Here is a 19005-nt window from a genome sequence, read left to right as displayed (position 1 = left end):
GGTCAGAAAAAAAACGGAGTAAAGGAATAACTTTGTCATATTGAGCTTACTTCAAAAATGATTCTTCATCGTCGAACGGATAACGGACAAAGGCTTCGATGGCTTCGTATTCGGCCAAACCGAGCCGGTCGTAAATCAATGCTGTTGTACGGTTTCTTTCTTCGGCGCGTTGCCAGAATTCACGTTTATCTTCACCCGGGAATACCGGAAAGTCTTTTTGGGACTGATGTTTGAAGATTGCTTTCCGTTTTCGCATCAATTCAGCCGGGCTGATCGGCACGGCCATTTCAATATCTTCCACGTCCCACTCCTGCCAGGCGCCACGGTACAACCACACATAGCAGTCGTTCAGCCAGGCATCGCCTTCGGCCCGGATAGCCCGGATGGCTTTAAATATAATCTGAAGGCAAACTTCGTGCGTTCCGTGCGGGTCTTGCAAGTCGCCGGCGGCAAAGATCTGGTGAGGCTGAACCTGACGCAACAGCTTAATCACCAAATTGACGTCCTCGTCCGAAACAGGACCTTTTTCTACCTGGCCGGTTTCGTAAAACGGGAGGTTCAGGAAGTGGACATTTTCATCTTTCACGTTGCAAAAGCGGCAGGCAGCTGCGGCTTCACCCCGCCTGATAAGCCCTTTAACGGCTTTCACAAAAGGCGTGTCGATCTCGCCCGGTTTTTTGTATTTCAAAAATGTCAGCAGATCCTGATGTGCCTGGTATAATTCGGTATTTGGGGCCTGTTGGTTTTCCAGGAGATCAACGGCGAATTGAGAGAAACGGATGGCATCATCGTCAAACACGGCAATATTGCCCGAAGTTTGGTAAGCCACATGCACATCGTGTCCCTGGTCGGCCAGCCGGAGCAGCGTGCCTCCCATTGAGATCACGTCGTCGTCGGGGTGAGGGCTAAAAATAAGCGAGCGTTTCACCTCGGGTTCAGGGCGTTCCGGACGGGTTTTCTCGGTTGAGCCGGGTTTGCCGCCCGGCCAGCCGGTAATGGTGTCGCGTATTTGTCCAAATACTTTGATGTTCAGGTCGTAAGCGCCGCCCACATGAGCCAGCAAGTCGCGCAAGCCTTGGTTTTTATAATCGTCGTCGGTCAGTTTCAGAATGGGCTTGTCTAATTTTTGGCTCAGCCAGATGACAGCGCGTTTCACCATCTTCGGCGTCCAGTCGCAGATGCCAACCAGCCAGGGCGCTTTTGTACGTGTGAATTCGGTTATGGCAGCTTCATCCACATACACGTCGACGTCTTCGTGCAATTGCAGGAATGAGGCCGGCACATCGGGCGTTACCGGTCCTTCGGTCATTTTTTTCAGGATGGGGGATTTTGCTTTTCCCCAGCCCGCTAGTACGATTTTTTTAGCGCTCAGGATGGTATCGATACCCATCGTGATGGCGCGGTGCGGAACAGCTTCCTCGCTTCCGAAATCTTTTATCGCGTCGCTAATGGTCACCGAATCCAGTTTGACCAGGCGGGTGGTGGAGTTCGCGGTGGAACCCGGTTCGTTGAAGCCGATGTGGCCCGAACGTCCGATTCCGAGAAGCTGAATGTCGATTCCGCCGGCTTGTTTAATCTTATTTTCATAAGCGGCGCAGAAAGCGGCCACTTCTTCGATCTTCAATGTTCCGTCGGGGATATGGATGTTTTCGGGTTTTATATCAATGTGGCTGAACAAATGCTTGTACATGAAATACACGTAGCTTTTTTCGCTGTCAGCTTTCATCGGGTAGTATTCATCCAGGTTAAATGTAATCACATTCCGGAAACTTAGGTTTTCTTCCTGGTGAAGCCGCACAAGCTCCCGGTATATTTTTACCGGAGAAGATCCGGTTGCCAATCCTAAAACAGCCATTTCACCGTTGGCTTGCTTTTCTTTTATTACACCGGCAATTATCTCTGCAATTATTTTTGCACCCTGCTGCTGGTCTTCCAAAATATGGATCGGAAGTTTCTCAATTGTTTTTTCAATGTAATTAAGTGTATTGACCATATTTCATTGTGTTAAATCCCGTTGTCCGGAATGAGTTATTATGGAGTTTTTGCCAAAACTAAAGATATTTTCTTCAAAAGACCTGCGAATTCCTCAAAAAATGTGTCCGCACACACAAAATTAACATTTTCGCGCGTGTACGACCACATTTTTTGCTATCTTGCCGGCACCGGCTGAATATTATTGAGTCGGTTGGCGTGGATTTGATTTATAATCAGTGCTAATTAAATGAGCAGGAAATGAAGAAATTAATTGTCGTTTGTGCATGGATGATTGCGGGTTTATGGCCGGCTATGTCGCAGGAATTGGGGGTTCATCCTCAATCGGGCAAATATGAATGGCCAACAGATGGGCAGGTTCTGGCGAAACTGGACCAATGGCAGGACCTGAAATTCGGGATGATTATCCACTGGGGGCTTTATGCCGTCCCGGGTGTAATTGAATCCTGGGAATTGTGTTCGGAGGACTGGATTAACCGGCCCGACAGCATGACTTATCACGAGTATAAAACCTGGTATTGGGGGCTGAAGGATGAGTTCAATCCGGTTGATTTTAATCCGGAGCAATGGGCTGGAGCTGCGGCAAAAGCCGGTATGAAATACCTGGTATTTACCACCAAACACCATGATGGGTTCAACCTGTTTGATACGCGGCAAACCGACTTTAAAATTACTAACGGGCCGTTTGCCGGCCATCCGAAAGCCAACGTCGCTAAATTTGTATTTGATGCTTTCAGGGAACAAGGTTTCATGATCGGGGTTTATTTCTCGAAGCCCGACTGGCATTCACCATATTTTTGGTGGGATAAATATGCCACGCCAAACCGGAATGTGAATTATGATATCCGGAAGTTCCCGGAGCGCTGGGAGCAGTTTAAACGGTTTACCTATAATCAGATCAGCGAGTTGATGCATGATTACGGCAAAGTGGACATTCTTTGGCTGGATGGCGGCTGGGTACGCCCGCGCGAAACGGTGAATGAAGAAGTGTTGTCGTGGGGTGCCCCGATACCCGACTGGGACCAAAAAATCGACTTGCCCGAAATTGCGTCGATGGCGCGTAAAGCGCAACCCGGCTTGCTCATCGTTGACCGGACTGTTCACGGGCCGTATGAAAATTATCAGACTCCCGAACGCAGTATTCCCGAAAAACAATTGCCCTACCCCTGGGAAAGTTGTATCACGCTGGGGAATAACTGGGGTTTTGTGCCGGGCGAGAACTATAAAACACCGGCAAAGGTGGTGCACGACTTAATCGAAATTGTGGCGAAAGGCGGAAGTTTACTGCTCGGCGTTGGTCCGAAACCCGACGGTACATTAGATGAAGAGGTCATTCGGCGCCTGGCCGGTGTGGGCGAGTGGATGGAGGCGAACGGACAGTCAATTTATAATACGCGCACAACCGGATTTTACCGCGACGGCGAAGTTTTTTTCACCAAAGGGAAACAGGGAGAAACGTATGCCCTGGCCCGTTTGGCGGAAGGCCATCCGGTTCCGGAAACCATCGGCTGGGGCGGAAATTTACCGTTCAAAGGCTCCGAAATCATCATGCCGGCAACCGGGCAATCGGTGAAGTGGCGCTTATCGGGCAATCAGGTTGTTGTTTCGGTGCCTAAATCATTCCGTCAAAAACACAAGGAATATCCGGCCTTGACGTTTATGTTTAAACAGGAATAGTTGTCTTTCAGTGATTAACTTTAAATCAACTCATCATGAGCAGAATCCCCTTAAATTATGTGACTGTTTTTTTCATATTGGTTGTGGCCTTTGCTTGCCGGCCGGCGAAAGTTGCGGCTCCCGAAGCGGTTGGCCCGGTGCCGGATGAACGCCAGTTGAATTGGCATCAAATGGAGTTGAATGCCTTTATTCATTTTACCATCAACACCTTTACCGATAAAGAGTGGGGCTTTGGCGACGAGTCGCCCGAACTGTTTAATCCATCTGAATTTGATGTGGAACAATGGATCTCGGTATTGAAGGAAACCGGGTTCAAAGGAGTGATTCTCACCTGTAAACATCACGATGGCTTTTGTCTTTGGCCCACGGCATACAGCGAGCATAACATCTCAAAAAGTCCTTTTCTCGAAGGGCAGGGCGACATGGTGAAAGCCGTTTCGGATGCCTGCAAAAAATACGGGCTGAAATTCGGTGTTTATCTTTCGCCCTGGGACAGGAACCGTGCCGATTATGGCGAGGCATCCTATGTGGAGTACTACCGGAATCAGCTGAAAGAATTATTTACCAACTACGGGCCCGTTTTTGAGATGTGGTTTGACGGGGCCAACGGAGGCGACGGCTATTACGGCGGGGCCAATGAGATGCGGAGAATTGACCGCGCCAGCTATTACGACTGGCCGGCTACCCTGGAGATGGTTCGTTCGATGCAGCCGGAAGTGTTGTTTTTCAGCGATGCCGGACCCGATATCCGCTGGTGCGGAAACGAACAGGGTTATATGAACGAAACCAACTGGAATACGATTTCGGTGGATACCTTATACGCGGGGAAGTCGGGGATTGAGAAACTGCTGAACACCGGTTCTGAAAACGGAACCAGCTGGGTTCCGGGCGAGGTGGATACCTCCATTCGTCCGGGCTGGTTTTATCATCAATCGGAAGACGATCAGGTGAAAAGCCCGGAGAAGCTTTTCCGGATTTATTTGGAATCGGTTGGTCGCGGATCGACCCTGTTGCTCAATATTCCGCCCGACAAGCGCGGGTTGTTCCACGAAAACGATGTGGCTGCATTACGCGAATGGAAAACCATGCTCGACCAGGCATTTGCCGTCGACCTGGCTGCCGGCGCTCAGGTAGAAGCGTCGGAAGTAAGGGGGAAATCAGTTGATTACGCCGGACAACGGGTCACCGACGGGAATCCGGAGACTTATTGGGCAACCAACGACGGCACAACAAGCGGAAGCCTGGAGATCGACCTGGGCGAACCAAAGCTGATTCAGTATGTTCAGCTGGAAGAATACATCAGGCTGGGACAGCGTGTAAAAGCATTTACGGTGGAAGTCAGGGAAGACGGAGATTGGAAAGAAGTTGCTTCGGGAACCACCATCGGCTACAAACGCATTCTTCAGCTTGATCCGGTGAACGCCTCCAAAGTAAGAATTCGCATTACCGACGCCAAAGCTTGTCCGTTGATTTCAACGGTCAGCCTGTATTAAACAAATCGATGTGCGCGAGCACATTCTGAAAATAAAAGTGTATCTTTGCCCGACCTATAACCAATTAATGTTTGCAACTATTTTATTATGAGAAATTTAAAGTGTTTGATCGGGTTCTGTGGTGTCTTAATGTTTTCAACAGTCATAACGGCCTGTTCTCCCAAAACAGATTCTGACAGGGAAGCCGGTTTTCCTGAACTGACAAAATATGTAGATCCGTATATCGGGACGGGCTTTCACGGACATGTGTTTTTGGGTGCGAATGTTCCGTTTGGCGCGGTACAGCTGGGCCCCACCAACATTACACAGGGCTGGGACTGGTGTTCGGGCTATCATTATTCCGATTCGACCCTGATTGGTTTTGCGCACACCCACCTGAGCGGAACCGGAATCGGCGATCTGGGAGATATTCTGTTTATGCCGGTCTCGGGAGATTACAAAGTATCTCTTGGTTCGCCCGAAAAGCCGGAAGAGGGTTATATCGCTTTTTACAATCACGATGATGAAACGGTAAAACCGGGTTACTACGCTGTTCAAATCGACCGCTATCAGGTGAAAGCAGAAATGACAAGCACCCAACGCACCGGTTTTCATCAGTATACCTACCAGGCCCAAGGTGATGCCCACATCCTGGTCAACTTAGATCGTGGAACCGGTTGGGATGCGCCTGTTGAAGGGAACCTCCGGCTGGTTAACGATACCCTGGTTACCGGTTACCGGCTGTCAAAAGGCTGGGCCAAAGATCAGCGTATATATTTTGCCGCTGTTTTTTCGCAGCCGGTCAAGTCGGTGAAATTATACGACGGGCTGACTGAAAAAGAAGGACACGAGCTGAGCGCTGTCCGGTTAATGGCTGATCTTGATTTTGGGCAATTGACTGACGGGCAGATCCGCGTTAAAGTTGGCATTTCTCCGGTGAGCAGCGAAAACGCCCTTGAAAATCTGCAGCACGAGATCGCACACTGGGATTTTGAACAAGTGGTAGCCGATGCCGACGCCCAATGGAACAACGAACTCGCCAAAGTGATCGTATCAAGCGCTGATCCGGAGGTATTGACCAAATTTTACACCGCGCTTTATCATACCTTTATTGCACCTTCGGTTTTTCAGGATGTGAATGGCGATTACCGGGGAAGCGACGGGCAGGTGCATAACGACAAATCGTTTGTAAACTACACCACGCTTTCGTTGTGGGATACATACCGGGCGGCGCATCCCATGTTCACCCTGGTGCAACCGGAGCGGGTAAACGATCTGGTAAATACCATGCTGAATATCTTTGATCAGCAGGGAGAACTTCCGGTGTGGCACCTCATGGGTAACGAAACCTACTGCATGGTTGGCTACAGCGCTGTGCCGGTGATCGTGGATGCCTATCGCAAAGGGTTTAAAGGATTTGATGCGGAGCGGGCCTACCATGCTGTTAAAACCACGGCGATGGGCGACGGCCGCGGAATAAATTACGTGAAAGAACTGGGTTATATCCCCGCCGGTACCGATGTTGAATCGGTCGCCAAAGGCCTGGAATACGCGGTGAGCGACGCAAGTATTGCCCTGATGGCGAAAGATTTGGGCAAAGAGGATGATTTCCAATACTTTGAATTGCGCGGAAAAAACTACCGGAATTATTTTGATGCTTCAGTTGGTTTTATGCGCGGGCGGATTGGCCAGAATGAATGGCGCACACCTTTTGATCCGTTCGTTTCGCGGCATCGTGACGATGATTTCTGCGAAGGAAATTCCTGGCAGTATACCTGGCTGGTTCCGCAGGATGTTAACGGATTGGTGGATATGCTTGGCGGGCGTGAAAAAACGCTTGAAAAACTGGATGAATTCTTTTCGGCTGAAGGGGATATGGGCGAACATGCCTCAAACGATATTACGGGGTTGATCGGTCAGTATGCTCATGGAAATGAGCCCAGCCATCATATCGCTTACTTTTACACCTTGCTGGACGAACCGGCAAAAACCGCTGATCTTATACGTAAGATCATGACCGAATTTTATACCACGGCTCCCGAAGGTTTGATCGGCAACGAAGATGTCGGGCAAATGTCGGCCTGGTACGTGTTGTCGGCTATGGGATTCTACCAGGTCCACCCGGCAAACGGCGAGTTTGTTTTCGGCAGCCCGGTTTTGGATGAAGCGGTTATCAACCTGCCTGAAGGGAAAACATTCACGATAAAAGCATTGAATAACAGTCAGGAGAATAAATACATCAAATCGAAAACCTTAAACGGGAAAGCGTATACGAAGAACTTTATCGCATACAGCGATCTGATGGACGGAGGAGAACTGACGCTTGAAATGACTTCGGAACGACCATGATGAAAACAAAATAAAAGAATTTAAAATTTATAGGCTGATGTTGTCTGATAGTAAAATTGTAGGAATTGACATAGGCGGAACAAAGATCAGCATTGGCATGATTGCCAATGGCGAAATTGTTGACAGTATCAAATTGAATACGCCCGCCGAAGGAACGCAGGAGGAAGTGGTTCAGCACATTATTGAGGGGATTGAAAGTCTTCCCTGTTTTGACGAAGCCATTGGAATCGGGGTTGGCGCTCCGGGATTGATTGATGAGGAAAAGGGAATCATTTTCTCGGTCAACAATATTCCTTCCTGGAAAGAAGTTCATTTGAAAGAGTCCCTGAGTAATCATTTTAACATGCCGGTGTATATCACCAACGATGCCAATTGTTTTGCCATCGGCGTAAAAATGTACGGCGAAGGCCGGTCCTATTCAAACCTGATTGGCTTAAGCCTGGGAACAGGCGTTGGCGGGGGAATTATCATCGATAATTACCTGTATTCAGGCCAGGTGGCCTGTGCCGGAGAGTTTGGCGGCTTACCTTACCTGGAGCATGATTTTGAAACCTATTGCAGCGGGAAGTTCTTCAAAGTTTTTCACGACACAAAAGGCGATAAAGCCTGGAAAGCGGCGCTTGAAGGCGATGCAAAAAGCCTTCGGATGTTTGAAGAACTGGGGACCCATGTCGGGAATCTGATTAAAACCATGCTGTTTGTATTGGCTCCCCAGGCGGTCATTATTGGCGGATCGGTAAGTAAATCGTTTGACCTCTGGGAAAAATCCATGTGGAAAACCGTTCATACCTTTCCCTATAAAAAGGCCCTGGAAAACCTGGTCATTGAAAGGAGCACGATGTCGAAAATGTCGGTGATCGGAGCTGCCGCCTTGTTTAAGAACCGGTACGAAAAAGAGGAAAATCTGAGATAAAACGGCATGGCTGAATTTAAGAATGTCAGAATTAAGGATATTGCTGAAATGGCAGGCGTTTCGGTTGCCACGGTTGACCGTGTTCTGCATAAACGCGGAAAGATATCGGAGAAAGCCCTTCAAAAGGTCGTGGATGCGCTTGACAAAACAGGATATAAACCGAATCTGATAGCCAGTACCTTAGGTTCAAATAAAATCTATAAAATTGCAGCCGTAATTCCCGATCCGGTACTGGACGATTACTGGAACCAATCCGGTTCAGGAATCCTTAAAGCCAAAGAGGAATGGGGACAATATCATGTCCGTATTGAAATGTTTTACTTCAACCAGTACGAAAAGTCTTCATTTCGCGAGGCCTCGGAAAAAGCGCTGGAATTCGATCCGGACAGTCTGTTGATCGCACCGATCTTCCACCGGGAGTCAATCGCTTTTTTCAGCATACTGAAAGAAAAGAAGATCCCGTATATTCTTTTTAATACGAATATTCCCGAAGCCGAACCGATCAGTTTTATCGGGCAGGATTTGTATCAGAGCGGACGTGTAGGGGCCGAAATGCTGGCGACCAAATTGGGCCAGTCCGGGCAGGTTGGCGTGTTGCATGTTTATGAGGATATCCACAATGCCGTTCACCTGAAAGAAAAAGAACGGGGTTTTTGCGATTATTTCCTGGATAATAAGCTGGATGGTTTTACAATCAGCAGTTATGATTTTGGAAATGCCAACGGATCGGAATTTGACCGGGAATTGCTGACCGTCCTGGACCGTGATCAGTTGTCGGGGATTTTTGTTTCTACTTCAAAAGGTTCTTACCTGACTGCTGCCGTGCTGGACAAATACGGGAAGAAAGACCTTATCCTGGTGGGTTACGACTTGTTGAAAGATAACATTCATTACATGTACGACGGGGTGATCAATTATCTGATCAACCAAAGTCCGCGGAAACAGGCTTTTTTAGGCATCAGCTACCTGGTAAATTATTTATTGTTTAAAAAGCAACCTCCGGTGACTGATTTGTTCCCGCTGGAAGTCATTACCCGGGAAAATATTAAGTCGTATTTATACTCCGGTTTGCATTGACTTTGCTGTTATGAATTTTGCATCAGGCTTAATCTGCTCGATATAAAAAAGGCTCCCAAACGGGAGCCTTTTTATTTAATAGCTTCGTAAATATTAAAAATTCGGATTTCCGGTATCGAACCACAGGCGGGTGCTGATCAGGTCGGCGCCTTTCATGGTTGCTACGGCAGCTGCTACGCCATCGGCGTTGCCGGTTCTTTCGGCATTTACAAACGGCATTCTCTTAATCCATTCGCCGGCAGGGATAACACCCCAGTCAGAGCTGCTGTCGTTTTGGTAAACCAGCGGCAGTTTCGGGTATCCGGTCCGGCGGAAATCGGCCCAGGGTTCGTTCGGGTTGGTAAAGCCGGCGATCCATTTCTGGGTAATGATTTTTTCCAGTTTCAGCTCGTTTGAATCAGCATCGTTCCATTTTACAGTCACTGTTGAACGGGATACAAAGTCGTTAACACTTCCGGTGGCTTTCGGATCGTTGTAATCGATCGGTTTACTGGTTTCGTCAGCCAGGTAATCGTCAACCCCTGCTGCTCCCCATTCGGCAAACGATGCTTTAACCCCGTTTTCATAATTGGTTTTAGCGTCGCCGGCGCCTTCCCAACCGCGCAAACTCGCTTCGGCCAGGTCGAAACAGACTTCTGACGCAGTCAGATAGCTGCGTTTGATGATATCTTTAAAACTTTCGTTGATCATCGAGAATGAAGTCCGGTCGTCTTTGGCTACCAACGATGCCCCGTTTCGGATCCCTTTGTAAGGATACTCCGGATGATCGGTATAAACACTGGCATCGGTAGCCGGTTGGAAGTATTTTTCGATACGCGGGTCTTTCAACCCAACCAGGAATGATTCCATCCCGGCCGACATGCGGGTATCGCCCCACTCGAAACAAATAATTGCCAGGTACAACTTGTTGCCGTAAAGCGAAACGTTAAAGTTGTCGGTGTTAGCCAAAATCAGGCCTGCCGGGTGGCTGATGGCTTTCTCACCTTGTGCTTTTGCCAATGCAGGAGCAACGTTTGAGATGCGAATGGCCAAGCGCAAACGCAGCGAGTTTACCAGTTTTTCCCATTGCTTCACATTGCCGCTGTAGCTGGCGTCAAATTTTTTCAACCCGACATAATCCTCATTGGCGGCAAATACAGCCTGGATTTCATCGAGATCGGCAAAAAACCGGATGTACAGTTGTTCCTCGCTATCGTACGAAACAGTTCCTACACTACCGCCGTAAGTTGAATAAATTACCGGTCCGTGGTAGGTAGTCAAACGCGACATCCCCAGAATCTGCATTAATTTGGCCCATTTGGAGAATACATCGTATCCTCCCTCATCGGCAATTTTCATAACTTGTTTTGCCGGGGCCATAATTGATCCGTACACACGATCCCAGTAAGTATTCCAACGAATGTAATAAGTGGTGTTGTTGACCCCGCCGGCAAACGGGGTAGGAGTTGCCATGTAATCGCAAAATGATTCGGCAACCAGGTTCTCTTCGATCTGATGCCCGAAGATATTGCCCAGCATGGACGGGAAGAAGGCCCCGATGTGGTTGAAATCCTGTTTCAGGGATTCGTCGCTGATTTCGTATGGGTTGATGTTGGCCTCTTCGAATTGGTCGGTACAGGCGCCCGCTAAAAGCGCAGCAATAAGTATGAATATTGTTTTTTTCATGATCTAGCAATATTAGAAATTAATTTTAAGGTTGAATCCGTAAGTTCTGGTTGCCGGTACGTTGAAGTTATCCAACGACTGTGAGTTCATGTCGGTGCTCATGGTCAACTCAGGATCAAACGGAGCCTTTTTATAAAAGAAGAACAAATTTTGTCCGACCAACGAGAATGAAGCGGCCTGAATCGGTAATCCCAGGTTTTTCACGTCAAAGTCGTACGAAAGCGCTACTTGGGTCAGGCGGATGTTGGTACGGTCAAAAACGTAGACCTCAGAAATACCGTTACGGTCGCCAACTGCTGTATAATACAGTTTCGGGTCGATTTGGGTTACAGCAGTACTTCCCTGGATGGCGTTGATGGCTACATAACCCTGGTCGCGGGCGTCGGCCGTGCGCTGGCTCACACCGTAACCGTCGAGCATGGCCTCGGTTTGGCTGAATGCTTTGCCGCCAATTTTGGCATTTACCAGGAAATTCAGGGCGAAGCGTTTGTAGTTGAAGCTGTTGCTCCAGCCGAGGCTGAATTTTGGTTCCAGGTTCCCCATATACTCGGGATTTGCAGTTTTCAGCGGTTTCCCGGTGGTTTCATCCAGCATAATTTGTCCGCTTTCGTTTCTCAGGAATTTAAAGCCGTACATATCGCCCATCGAACCGCCGCTGTAAATGCGGGCATAATACCCCTCTGAACTGCCAAAATCCTTGTATTTATCAAGCGCTCCCGGGTAAAGGACTTCCACTTTACTCACATTTTTAGAGAAGTTCAATGTTGTATTCCAGCCAAAGTTTGAAGTTTTTACCGGTTCGGCTGTCAAAACAATTTCAACCCCTTTGTTAACGATTTTACCGGCATTGAAATAGGCAGTGGTAAAGCCGCCTTCCTGTTCATCGGTATTGGCATCTTGCTGCAACGCCTGATTTTCGCTGGTAATGTGGTAGTAAGTGAAATCGAGCCCTAAACGGCCGTCAAACAACCTCCAGTCGGTGCCAATTTCCCAGGTGGTCAGCTCTTCCGGTTTCGCATTCAGAAAAGGTGCCCGGGTGTTCCGGTCGATGCCTCCGCTTGAGTTGATCGTGTTTTGTACCAGGATCAAACCAAACGGAACTTCATTGTTGATGACCGAGTTGGATACCCTGACTTTTGAGAAACTGATAAAATCGGGCATGTCAACCATCTGGCTCATAATGGCCGACAGACCAACTGCCGGGTAGAAATACGATTCGTTACCGGTTAATGATAAGGTAGACGACCAGTCGTTACGTCCCGACAAATCCAGGAAAAGCATGTCTTTATAACCTAACTGAACGTTTCCAAATACACCTTCTTTAATAATTTTCCCGGCATAGATGGATTGCACCTGAACGTTTGATGGTAGGTTTTGAAAGAAAAATTCGTTGGCATACAACAGGTTGTTGGTTCCGTTGTCAACACTGACCCCGTCGCCGTATATTGCCCGTTGGTAACTGGCGCCCCAAACGCCGTTCAGGCTAAAATCGCCAAACGTGTTTTGATAGGTGAAAATCCCATCGGTATAGATCAATTCATCGTTGTACTTTTTGTAGTTCCAGCGGCCGTTTTCGGAGATGTTGGTGGAGTTGCCGCCGGCATAAAATTTCTGTTCGTACGATTTCTGGGCGTAGTCATAACTTCCGCGGGCCTGGAACCTCAGGTTCTTCGCAATTTCATAGTCGAGCGTAACGCTCGAAATTACCCGTTTGGTCAGGTCTTCTTTCGGCTGCTTGTTAATCAGCCAGTACGGGTTCGACTGATGATGATCGGCAACAAACCAGTTTTGGAGATACATGTTCCGGTCGTCATTAAATACCTGGTAGTTTTCTTTATACGAGTTAAAATCGCGGTCGCGCGGGAAGAAATACAAACCGGTCAGCGGGTTCAGGTAGTAGCCGGCCGTGTTGCGGTTATTTGTTTTTTCCGAACTCAACATGACATTCGAACTCACTTTCAGTTTATTGTTCAGTAATCTGGTCGATTGCTGGAACGTTACGTTGTTCTTCTGATACTTGTTATTCGGGACGACGCCGGCTGCGCTGGTGTTTCCGTACGAGAAATAAGCGGTTGTTTTATCATTGCCGCCGCTTACCGATAACGAATTTACCAGGTTGTAGCCTGTTTGGAAGAAATCATCGACATAATCGCCGGCATAATTTCCTTTCGTATACGACCAGCTTTCTTTGGCGCCGCCTTCGCTACCGTAGCTGAACTGCAGATCGGGCGTTTTGGTAATACTTTCGAAAATGGTACTCGAGTTAAAGCTGACGCTGGTTTTGCCGTCTTTTCCTTTTTTGGTATTGATGATGATAACACCGTTAGCTCCCTGGCTTCCGTAAAGTACAGCGGCATTTGCCCCTTTCAGTACGCTGATGCTTTCAATATCGTCGGGGTTGATCTGGGAAAGGCCATCGCCCTCGTCAGTGCCGCCCCACATCCCCGATTGTCCGTTTTTACGGTTTACAATCGGGATACCATCGATTACGTACAAGGGGTCGCTCAACTGGCTCACCGATTTGTTTCCGCGCAATACCGTCCGGGTAGAACCACCGACGCCGGATGTGCTTTTGCGGATTTCCAAACCGGCCGTTTTTCCGCTCAGGCTGCTCATGAAGTTGATGTCGCGGGCTTTCATCATTTCTTCGCCCGACACCTGTTGCGACGAGTAAGTAAGCGTTTTTTTGTCGCGTTGGATACCCAATGCAGTTACCACAACTTCGTCAACCGTAATGTCTGAGCTTTTCAGAATTACGTTGATGGCTGTTCTTCCGGCAACGGCGATTTCCTGTTTTTCGAAACCAATGAAGGAAAACACGAGGACGGCATCGTTTGCATCTTTCAGGTTCAGGGAAAATTTGCCGTCAATATCTGTTGCGGTACCATTATTGGTCCCTTTTTCAATAACTGCCACACCGGGCAGCGGCTGATTATCTCCCTCAGAGATCACTTGTCCTGTAAGCATCTGCGCCAGTGCCGACACATTTGCCATGAGGATGAATACGAAGATTAGAATAGGTAGTCTTTTCATAGAATGATAATTTTTAATGAATAATGATTATGACTAAAGTGCATCAGTGATTGCAGTCGCCGAATCCGGCAGGAGAATGGTGTTTCCGCACACATTCTTTTCCGGTATCTGTAATTTGTATTTTTGTTTCTCATCATTGTTAAATCCGGGTGATTATGATTTGATTGTCGCTGGTTTCAATTTTAGCATCAACTATTTCTGCAATCACCTCCAGAACCTGGCTGGCCGAATTTCTTAGGTTAAGCCGGCCGGAGAATGTTTTACTGCCCATTTCCGGATCAGTGAGTATCACGGGAACATTATAGTACCGTGCTATTTTTTTGATGATCTCTCCTAACGGATGTTGTTCGAAAATGAAGTAACCATCTCTCCATGAGGTGTATAAATTTGGATTTACCGTGGTTTGCCTCAGGTTTCGATCAGTTGAGTGATACACGGCAAGCATACCGGGGACCATCGTTTCTTTTGATTTCCCAAACAGGGAATTTCTGTTGTATTCTAATTGAACCGAGCCGCTGACCAGGATGGTATTTGTTGTGGGATCATCGTGGTAGGCGCTGAGGTTAAAAACCGTTCCCAGTACTTTTACTTCCAGATCGCGGGTAATAACATGGAAGGGATGTTTTTCATGATGACTGACCTCAAAGATTGCTTCTCCTTCCAGATAAACTTCTCGTTTCTCTTTGGCAAATCGGGCCGGATAAATCAGTTTTGATCCGGAGTTCAACCAAATGGTACTGTTGTCGGAAAGGGTGATTTTTGTCCGTTTTCCGTAGGGTACAACAACCGTATTCATCACGAGCTTATCGCTGCCGATAAGCTGGCTGACGTTTTCTGTTGAGTCGATCCGGATGGTGCCTCCGTCGGGCACGTAGGCGATTTCTGAATCAGATGAGTTGATTTGAATTTCTTCATCACCCGAAAGAATCAGCCGCGTGTTCCCGCTCATTGGCATGGTCCGGCTGCTTTCGGCAAAGGCTTTGATCCTGGATTCGTTACGATTGATTGACACTAAAGCCGAAATACCGATAATGAGTAAAACTGTTGCAGCAGCGCTCGTTGCAACCAGAAATCTTTTCCTGTGGTACCGGGCAATTGAGGTCGCGATTCTTCGGCCAATCAGTTCTTTTTGTTCCGGGTTTAGCGTTTTCTTTTGTTTCCGGATCGTATGATAAATAGCAGCCGCCAGATGAAGGTCATCGTTGTCGTCATGACCCTTTCCCCCTGTACCAAGGTTGCTTTTATCAAGCAAAACATCCTCAGTAAGAATATCCTCCGCCTTCGTATTTTTATCTGTATCGTTCATTCCTGAATCTCTCCGGTTTAAAATGCAGCATACCTTGATCTGCTTGTGTAAGGACCATAAGAGAGATTTCAGAAAAACATAGACTCAAAAGATTAACTTTTTTGTAAAAAAAATTAACAGAACTGCAATTGAATAAATCAATAGTTTGATATACAGGGTATTGAACTTGTTTGATCGGCGTGATTTCTTTTTGAACGGAAATGAAAAAATTAGAACTGTATTTTGACGCTGAAGCCCAGGGTTCGGGTTGGAGGATTTGTAAAAATGTCGATGGCTTGATCTTTAATCAGGGTGTTGAGGGTGATTTCCGGATCAAAGGGCGCGTCTTTGTATAAGAAAAACAAGTTCTGGGCGACAAACGAAAAATCGACTTGTTTAATCCAGATATTGGATAAGGGGCATTGATACGAAAGCGCTAATTGGGAGAGCCGAATGTTTGACCGGCTATAGGTGTAAGGTTCTTTTATTCCGTCGCGGTCGCCAATGGAGGTGTAATATAACTTGGTATCCATTTGGGTAACCGCTGTTCCATCGGGCAAAACGGCATTGATGCTGACGCCTCCCTGGTCGCGGGCAATTGCCGACCGCCGGCTTACCCCGTAGCCGTCAAGCATTGCCTCGGTCTGGCTGATCACTTTACCGCCAAACTTTCCGTTTATAAGGAACTCAAATGAAAGGTTTTTATACCGGAAACGATTTGTGAGTCCCATGCTCCAGCGTGGATTTGAATTGCCGATGTATTCTTTTTCCTCTGATTTGGGTATGGTGCCGTTTGCATTTAGTTTGATCCGCCCCTGATCGTCACGTAAAAATTTGTGCACGTACATGTCTCCAAACGATCCGCCTTCTTTGATGATGAGTTGATAACCTTCAACATCGGACAACACAATGGGGTTTGTCAGATCGGGGTGAAGCGAAACAATGCGGTTTCGGTTATCCGAGAAATTGACGACCGACAACCAGTTAAAATTTTGCGTATGGATTGGTTTGGCAGTAAACGAAAGTTCGACCCCCGAATTGGTAATTTCGCCGACATTCACATAGTAGCTGGTGTACCCTGATCCGGAGAGCGCCGGCAACGAGATAAACTGATCGCGACTGCTGATTTGGTAATAGGTAAAATCAAAACCGATTGATCCCCGGAATAATTTCCAGTTTGTTCCGATTTCAAAACTGCGGATCATTTCGGGCTTGAGGTTGGAGAAAGGCATGACGGTGTTGAATTCAACGCCTGTTTTTGTAATGGTGTGGTTTGGGCTGACGCTGTTAAACGGGACTTCATTGCCAACCATCGAAAATGAGGTCCTGATCTTTCCAAAGTTGATGAACCCGGGCAGGTTGAACAGTTCGCTGATCAGCCCGGAAATACCGGCTGAGGGGTAGAAATACGATTCGTTGCCGGTGCCGTAAAGGCTCGAGGCCCAGTCGTTTCGCCCCGACAGGTCTAAAAAGATTTTTTCGCTGAACCCGATCTGGATATTTCCGAAAATGGCCTCTTTGATGATCCTGCTTCCCAAAACCGAATTAACCAGCACATTGTCGGCTATATTCTGAAAACTAAACTCATTGGGGTATTTTAATCCGTCGGTATTGGTATCAACGCTTATTCCCAGTCCGAAGGTGCTTTTCTGGTAGCTTGTTCCCAATACCGAGTTCAGGCTGATCTTACCCAGTTGTGTATGGTGTGTCAGAATGGCATCGGCATAAATGAGTTCATCCGATACTTTTTCATACTTCCACCTGCCGTTTTCATGGGCGTTGGTCAGGTTCGACCCGGCTTTGTGTTTTTCTTCGTACAATCTTACGGCATAATCGTAGTTTCCGCGCAGCTTAAGTTTCAGCCGCGGGCTAAAGTTGTAGTTAACGAACAGGCTGCCAATTAGCCTTTTTGTTAAATCTTCCTTTTTCTCGTTGTGAATAATCCAGTATGGGTTCGACTGGAAATGATCGTTGACGAACCAATTTTGCAGGTACATATTCCGGTCGGTATTAAATACCTGGTAATCTTTGGCATATCCGGCAAACGACCGTTCCCTGGGAAACAGGTACAGACCGGTGAGCGGATTCAGGTAGTATCCCGCAATATTTTTATTTTCAGTCACCTCGTTTGTCAGCATGATGTTCGAGCCAAGGTCCATGCGCTCGTCCAGGAGTTTGATTGATTGCCTGAAGGTCAGATTTGTTTTTTGATAGCGATTTTCGGGAATAACGCCGCTGAATGAGGTATTGGATGCCAGAAAATAGGCCGTTGAACTTTTGCCACCTCCGCTGATGCTGATGGTATTCGTCAGGTTTTTGCCGGTCCGAAAAAAATCTCTCACGTAATTCCGGGGGTAATTTCCTTTGGTGTACGACCAGCTTTCCTTTGCTCCGTCAACACTTCCGTAATTAAACTGCAAATCCGGCGTTTTCTGGATGGACTCAAAACTGAGACCGGAACTCAGGTTGATCTTTAACGGCCCTTCTTCGCCTTTTTTTGTGGTGACCAGGATCACCCCGTTGGCGCCCTGGCTTCCGTATAAGGCTGCTGCATTGGCTCCTTTCAGGATGGTAATGCTTTCAATATCATCGGCGTTTATCTGAGAAAGCCCGTCTCCCTGGTCGGTTCCGCCAAAAAGCCCGATTTGCCCGCTTTTGTAGTTAGCCATCGGAATCCCGTCGATCACAAACAAGGGGGCGCTGGATGAATTTAACGATTTATTTCCCCGGAGCAATACTTTTGACGAACCGCCGGCGCCGGCAGCGCTTTTGGTAATTTCAATGCCGGATATTTTGCCCGACAGGCTGGTCACAAAGCTGAAATCCCGGTTATTGGCAATTTCATCCGAGCTGAGGGTTTGCGTGGCATAGGTGAGCGATTTCTCCTCGCGCGGGATGCCTAAGGCCGAAACAATAATCTCTTCAACCCCAAAGTCATCAGGAACAAGTGTTACATTGATCTCAGACATTCCTTCCAGGTTCACTTCTACTCTTTTCATCCCGATGTATGAATAATCGAGAACGGTGATATGCGGTGGTAAGTTCAGCGCGTAGTAGCCCTGTGGATCGGTGGTTACGCCAATATTCGTATTTTTAACAAATACCGATGCGCCAAAAAGCGGATTCCCGTTTTCATCGGTGACTTTTCCTTCAATTCGTTTTTCGGCCAATAAGTCGGCAGGAGGTTGACGGTTGTTGGTTGACGGGCTGTTTTTCCGGTCTTCAATGATGATAATTTGCCGGTCGAAGATTTTATAATCTAGCCCCAGGCCTTTCAGCGCCTGGTTCAGGACCTGCTCAACCGGAAGGTCCTCGGCATCAATGGAAACTTTTTTATCCAGATCGACCTGATCATCGTTGTAGAAGATAATGAATTCGGTTTGTTGCTGTATCAATTCAAACACCTGGCTCAGGCGAACCTGGCTCAGGTGAGCCGTCAGCCTGTTGTTTTGAGCATGGGAGTCAAATAGAACAGACACAAACAGGACTAACAGATACAGTAATTTTTTCTTCATATTCCACCGTGCCCGAAATGCAACAAA

At 47.6% G+C, this 19005-nt stretch carries 10 protein-coding genes; 5 read left to right on the top strand and 5 right to left on the bottom strand.

Annotation, left to right across the window (positions count from 1 at the left end):
- Window positions 1-46: 46 nt before the first annotated feature.
- The gene (nagB, locus tag ACOIT5_RS05240) at window positions 47-1993 is read right to left on the bottom strand and encodes a glucosamine-6-phosphate deaminase (RefSeq protein WP_423129412.1); all 1947 of its coding nucleotides are present in this window, start codon (window positions 1991-1993) and stop codon (window positions 47-49) included.
- Between the two features lie 239 nt (window positions 1994-2232).
- Here nagB and ACOIT5_RS05235 point away from each other — a divergent pair, with 239 nt between their 5' ends.
- From ACOIT5_RS05235 to ACOIT5_RS05215, 5 genes are all read left to right on the top strand, one after another.
- Entirely contained in the window at window positions 2233-3669 is a 1437-nt protein-coding gene (locus ACOIT5_RS05235) for an alpha-L-fucosidase (protein ID WP_423129411.1), read from the top strand.
- 35 nt (window positions 3670-3704) lie between these two features.
- The gene (locus ACOIT5_RS05230) at window positions 3705-5162 is read left to right on the top strand and encodes an alpha-L-fucosidase (RefSeq protein WP_423129410.1); all 1458 of its coding nucleotides are present in this window, start codon (window positions 3705-3707) and stop codon (window positions 5160-5162) included.
- 87 nt (window positions 5163-5249) lie between these two features.
- Window positions 5250-7490, top strand: a complete 2241-nt coding sequence (locus ACOIT5_RS05225; protein WP_423129409.1) for a GH92 family glycosyl hydrolase — start codon at window positions 5250-5252, stop codon at window positions 7488-7490.
- Window positions 7491-7527: 37 nt separating this feature from the next.
- Window positions 7528-8403: an ROK family protein gene (locus ACOIT5_RS05220; protein WP_423129408.1), complete on the top strand. Its 876-nt coding sequence runs from the start codon at window positions 7528-7530 to the stop codon at window positions 8401-8403.
- A gap of 6 nt (window positions 8404-8409) precedes the next feature.
- Window positions 8410-9480 (top strand): substrate-binding domain-containing protein, encoded by a 1071-nt coding sequence (locus ACOIT5_RS05215; protein WP_423129407.1) that lies wholly within the window; start codon window positions 8410-8412, stop codon window positions 9478-9480.
- 93 nt (window positions 9481-9573) lie between these two features.
- Here the strand turns inward: ACOIT5_RS05215 and ACOIT5_RS05210 are convergent, their stop codons facing one another.
- From ACOIT5_RS05210 to ACOIT5_RS05195, 4 genes are all read right to left on the bottom strand, one after another.
- Entirely contained in the window at window positions 9574-11145 is a 1572-nt protein-coding gene (locus tag ACOIT5_RS05210) for a SusD/RagB family nutrient-binding outer membrane lipoprotein (RefSeq protein WP_423129406.1), read from the bottom strand.
- A gap of 12 nt (window positions 11146-11157) precedes the next feature.
- On the bottom strand, window positions 11158-14178 hold the full coding sequence (locus ACOIT5_RS05205) for a SusC/RagA family TonB-linked outer membrane protein (RefSeq protein WP_423129405.1): 3021 nt from the start codon (window positions 14176-14178) through the stop codon (window positions 11158-11160).
- Window positions 14179-14317: 139 nt separating this feature from the next.
- Window positions 14318-15484, bottom strand: coding sequence for a FecR family protein (locus ACOIT5_RS05200; protein WP_423129404.1), 1167 nt, complete (start codon window positions 15482-15484; stop codon window positions 14318-14320).
- A 209-nt stretch (window positions 15485-15693) separates the two neighbouring features.
- Window positions 15694-18978: a SusC/RagA family TonB-linked outer membrane protein gene (locus ACOIT5_RS05195; protein WP_423129403.1), complete on the bottom strand. Its 3285-nt coding sequence runs from the start codon at window positions 18976-18978 to the stop codon at window positions 15694-15696.
- Between the last annotated feature and the right edge of the window lie 27 nt (window positions 18979-19005).

It is taken from the genome of Gaoshiqia hydrogeniformans (assembly GCF_049347105.1).
Taxonomy (GTDB): Bacteria; Bacteroidota; Bacteroidia; order Bacteroidales; family Prolixibacteraceae; genus Gaoshiqia; species Gaoshiqia hydrogeniformans.
The sequence above is the reverse complement of the archived record's forward strand: the minus strand, read 5'-3'. Positions and strand labels throughout refer to the sequence as shown.

What these genes read in the sequence shown, in the direction of transcription:
- ACOIT5_RS05210 (WP_423129406.1), bottom strand. Translation starts at nt 11,145, where the DNA reads ATGAAAAAAACAATATTCATACTTATTGCTGCGCTTTTAGCGGGCGCC.
- ACOIT5_RS05225 (WP_423129409.1), top strand. Translation starts at nt 5,250, where the DNA reads ATGAGAAATTTAAAGTGTTTGATCGGGTTCTGTGGTGTCTTAATGTTT.
- ACOIT5_RS05195 (WP_423129403.1), bottom strand. Translation starts at nt 18,978, where the DNA reads ATGAAGAAAAAATTACTGTATCTGTTAGTCCTGTTTGTGTCTGTTCTA.
- ACOIT5_RS05220 (WP_423129408.1), top strand. Translation starts at nt 7,528, where the DNA reads ATGTTGTCTGATAGTAAAATTGTAGGAATTGACATAGGCGGAACAAAG.
- ACOIT5_RS05235 (WP_423129411.1), top strand. Translation starts at nt 2,233, where the DNA reads ATGAAGAAATTAATTGTCGTTTGTGCATGGATGATTGCGGGTTTATGG.
- ACOIT5_RS05215 (WP_423129407.1), top strand. Translation starts at nt 8,410, where the DNA reads ATGGCTGAATTTAAGAATGTCAGAATTAAGGATATTGCTGAAATGGCA.
- ACOIT5_RS05200 (WP_423129404.1), bottom strand. Translation starts at nt 15,484, where the DNA reads ATGAACGATACAGATAAAAATACGAAGGCGGAGGATATTCTTACTGAG.
- nagB (WP_423129412.1), bottom strand. Translation starts at nt 1,993, where the DNA reads ATGGTCAATACACTTAATTACATTGAAAAAACAATTGAGAAACTTCCG.
- ACOIT5_RS05205 (WP_423129405.1), bottom strand. Translation starts at nt 14,178, where the DNA reads ATGAAAAGACTACCTATTCTAATCTTCGTATTCATCCTCATGGCAAAT.
- ACOIT5_RS05230 (WP_423129410.1), top strand. Translation starts at nt 3,705, where the DNA reads ATGAGCAGAATCCCCTTAAATTATGTGACTGTTTTTTTCATATTGGTT.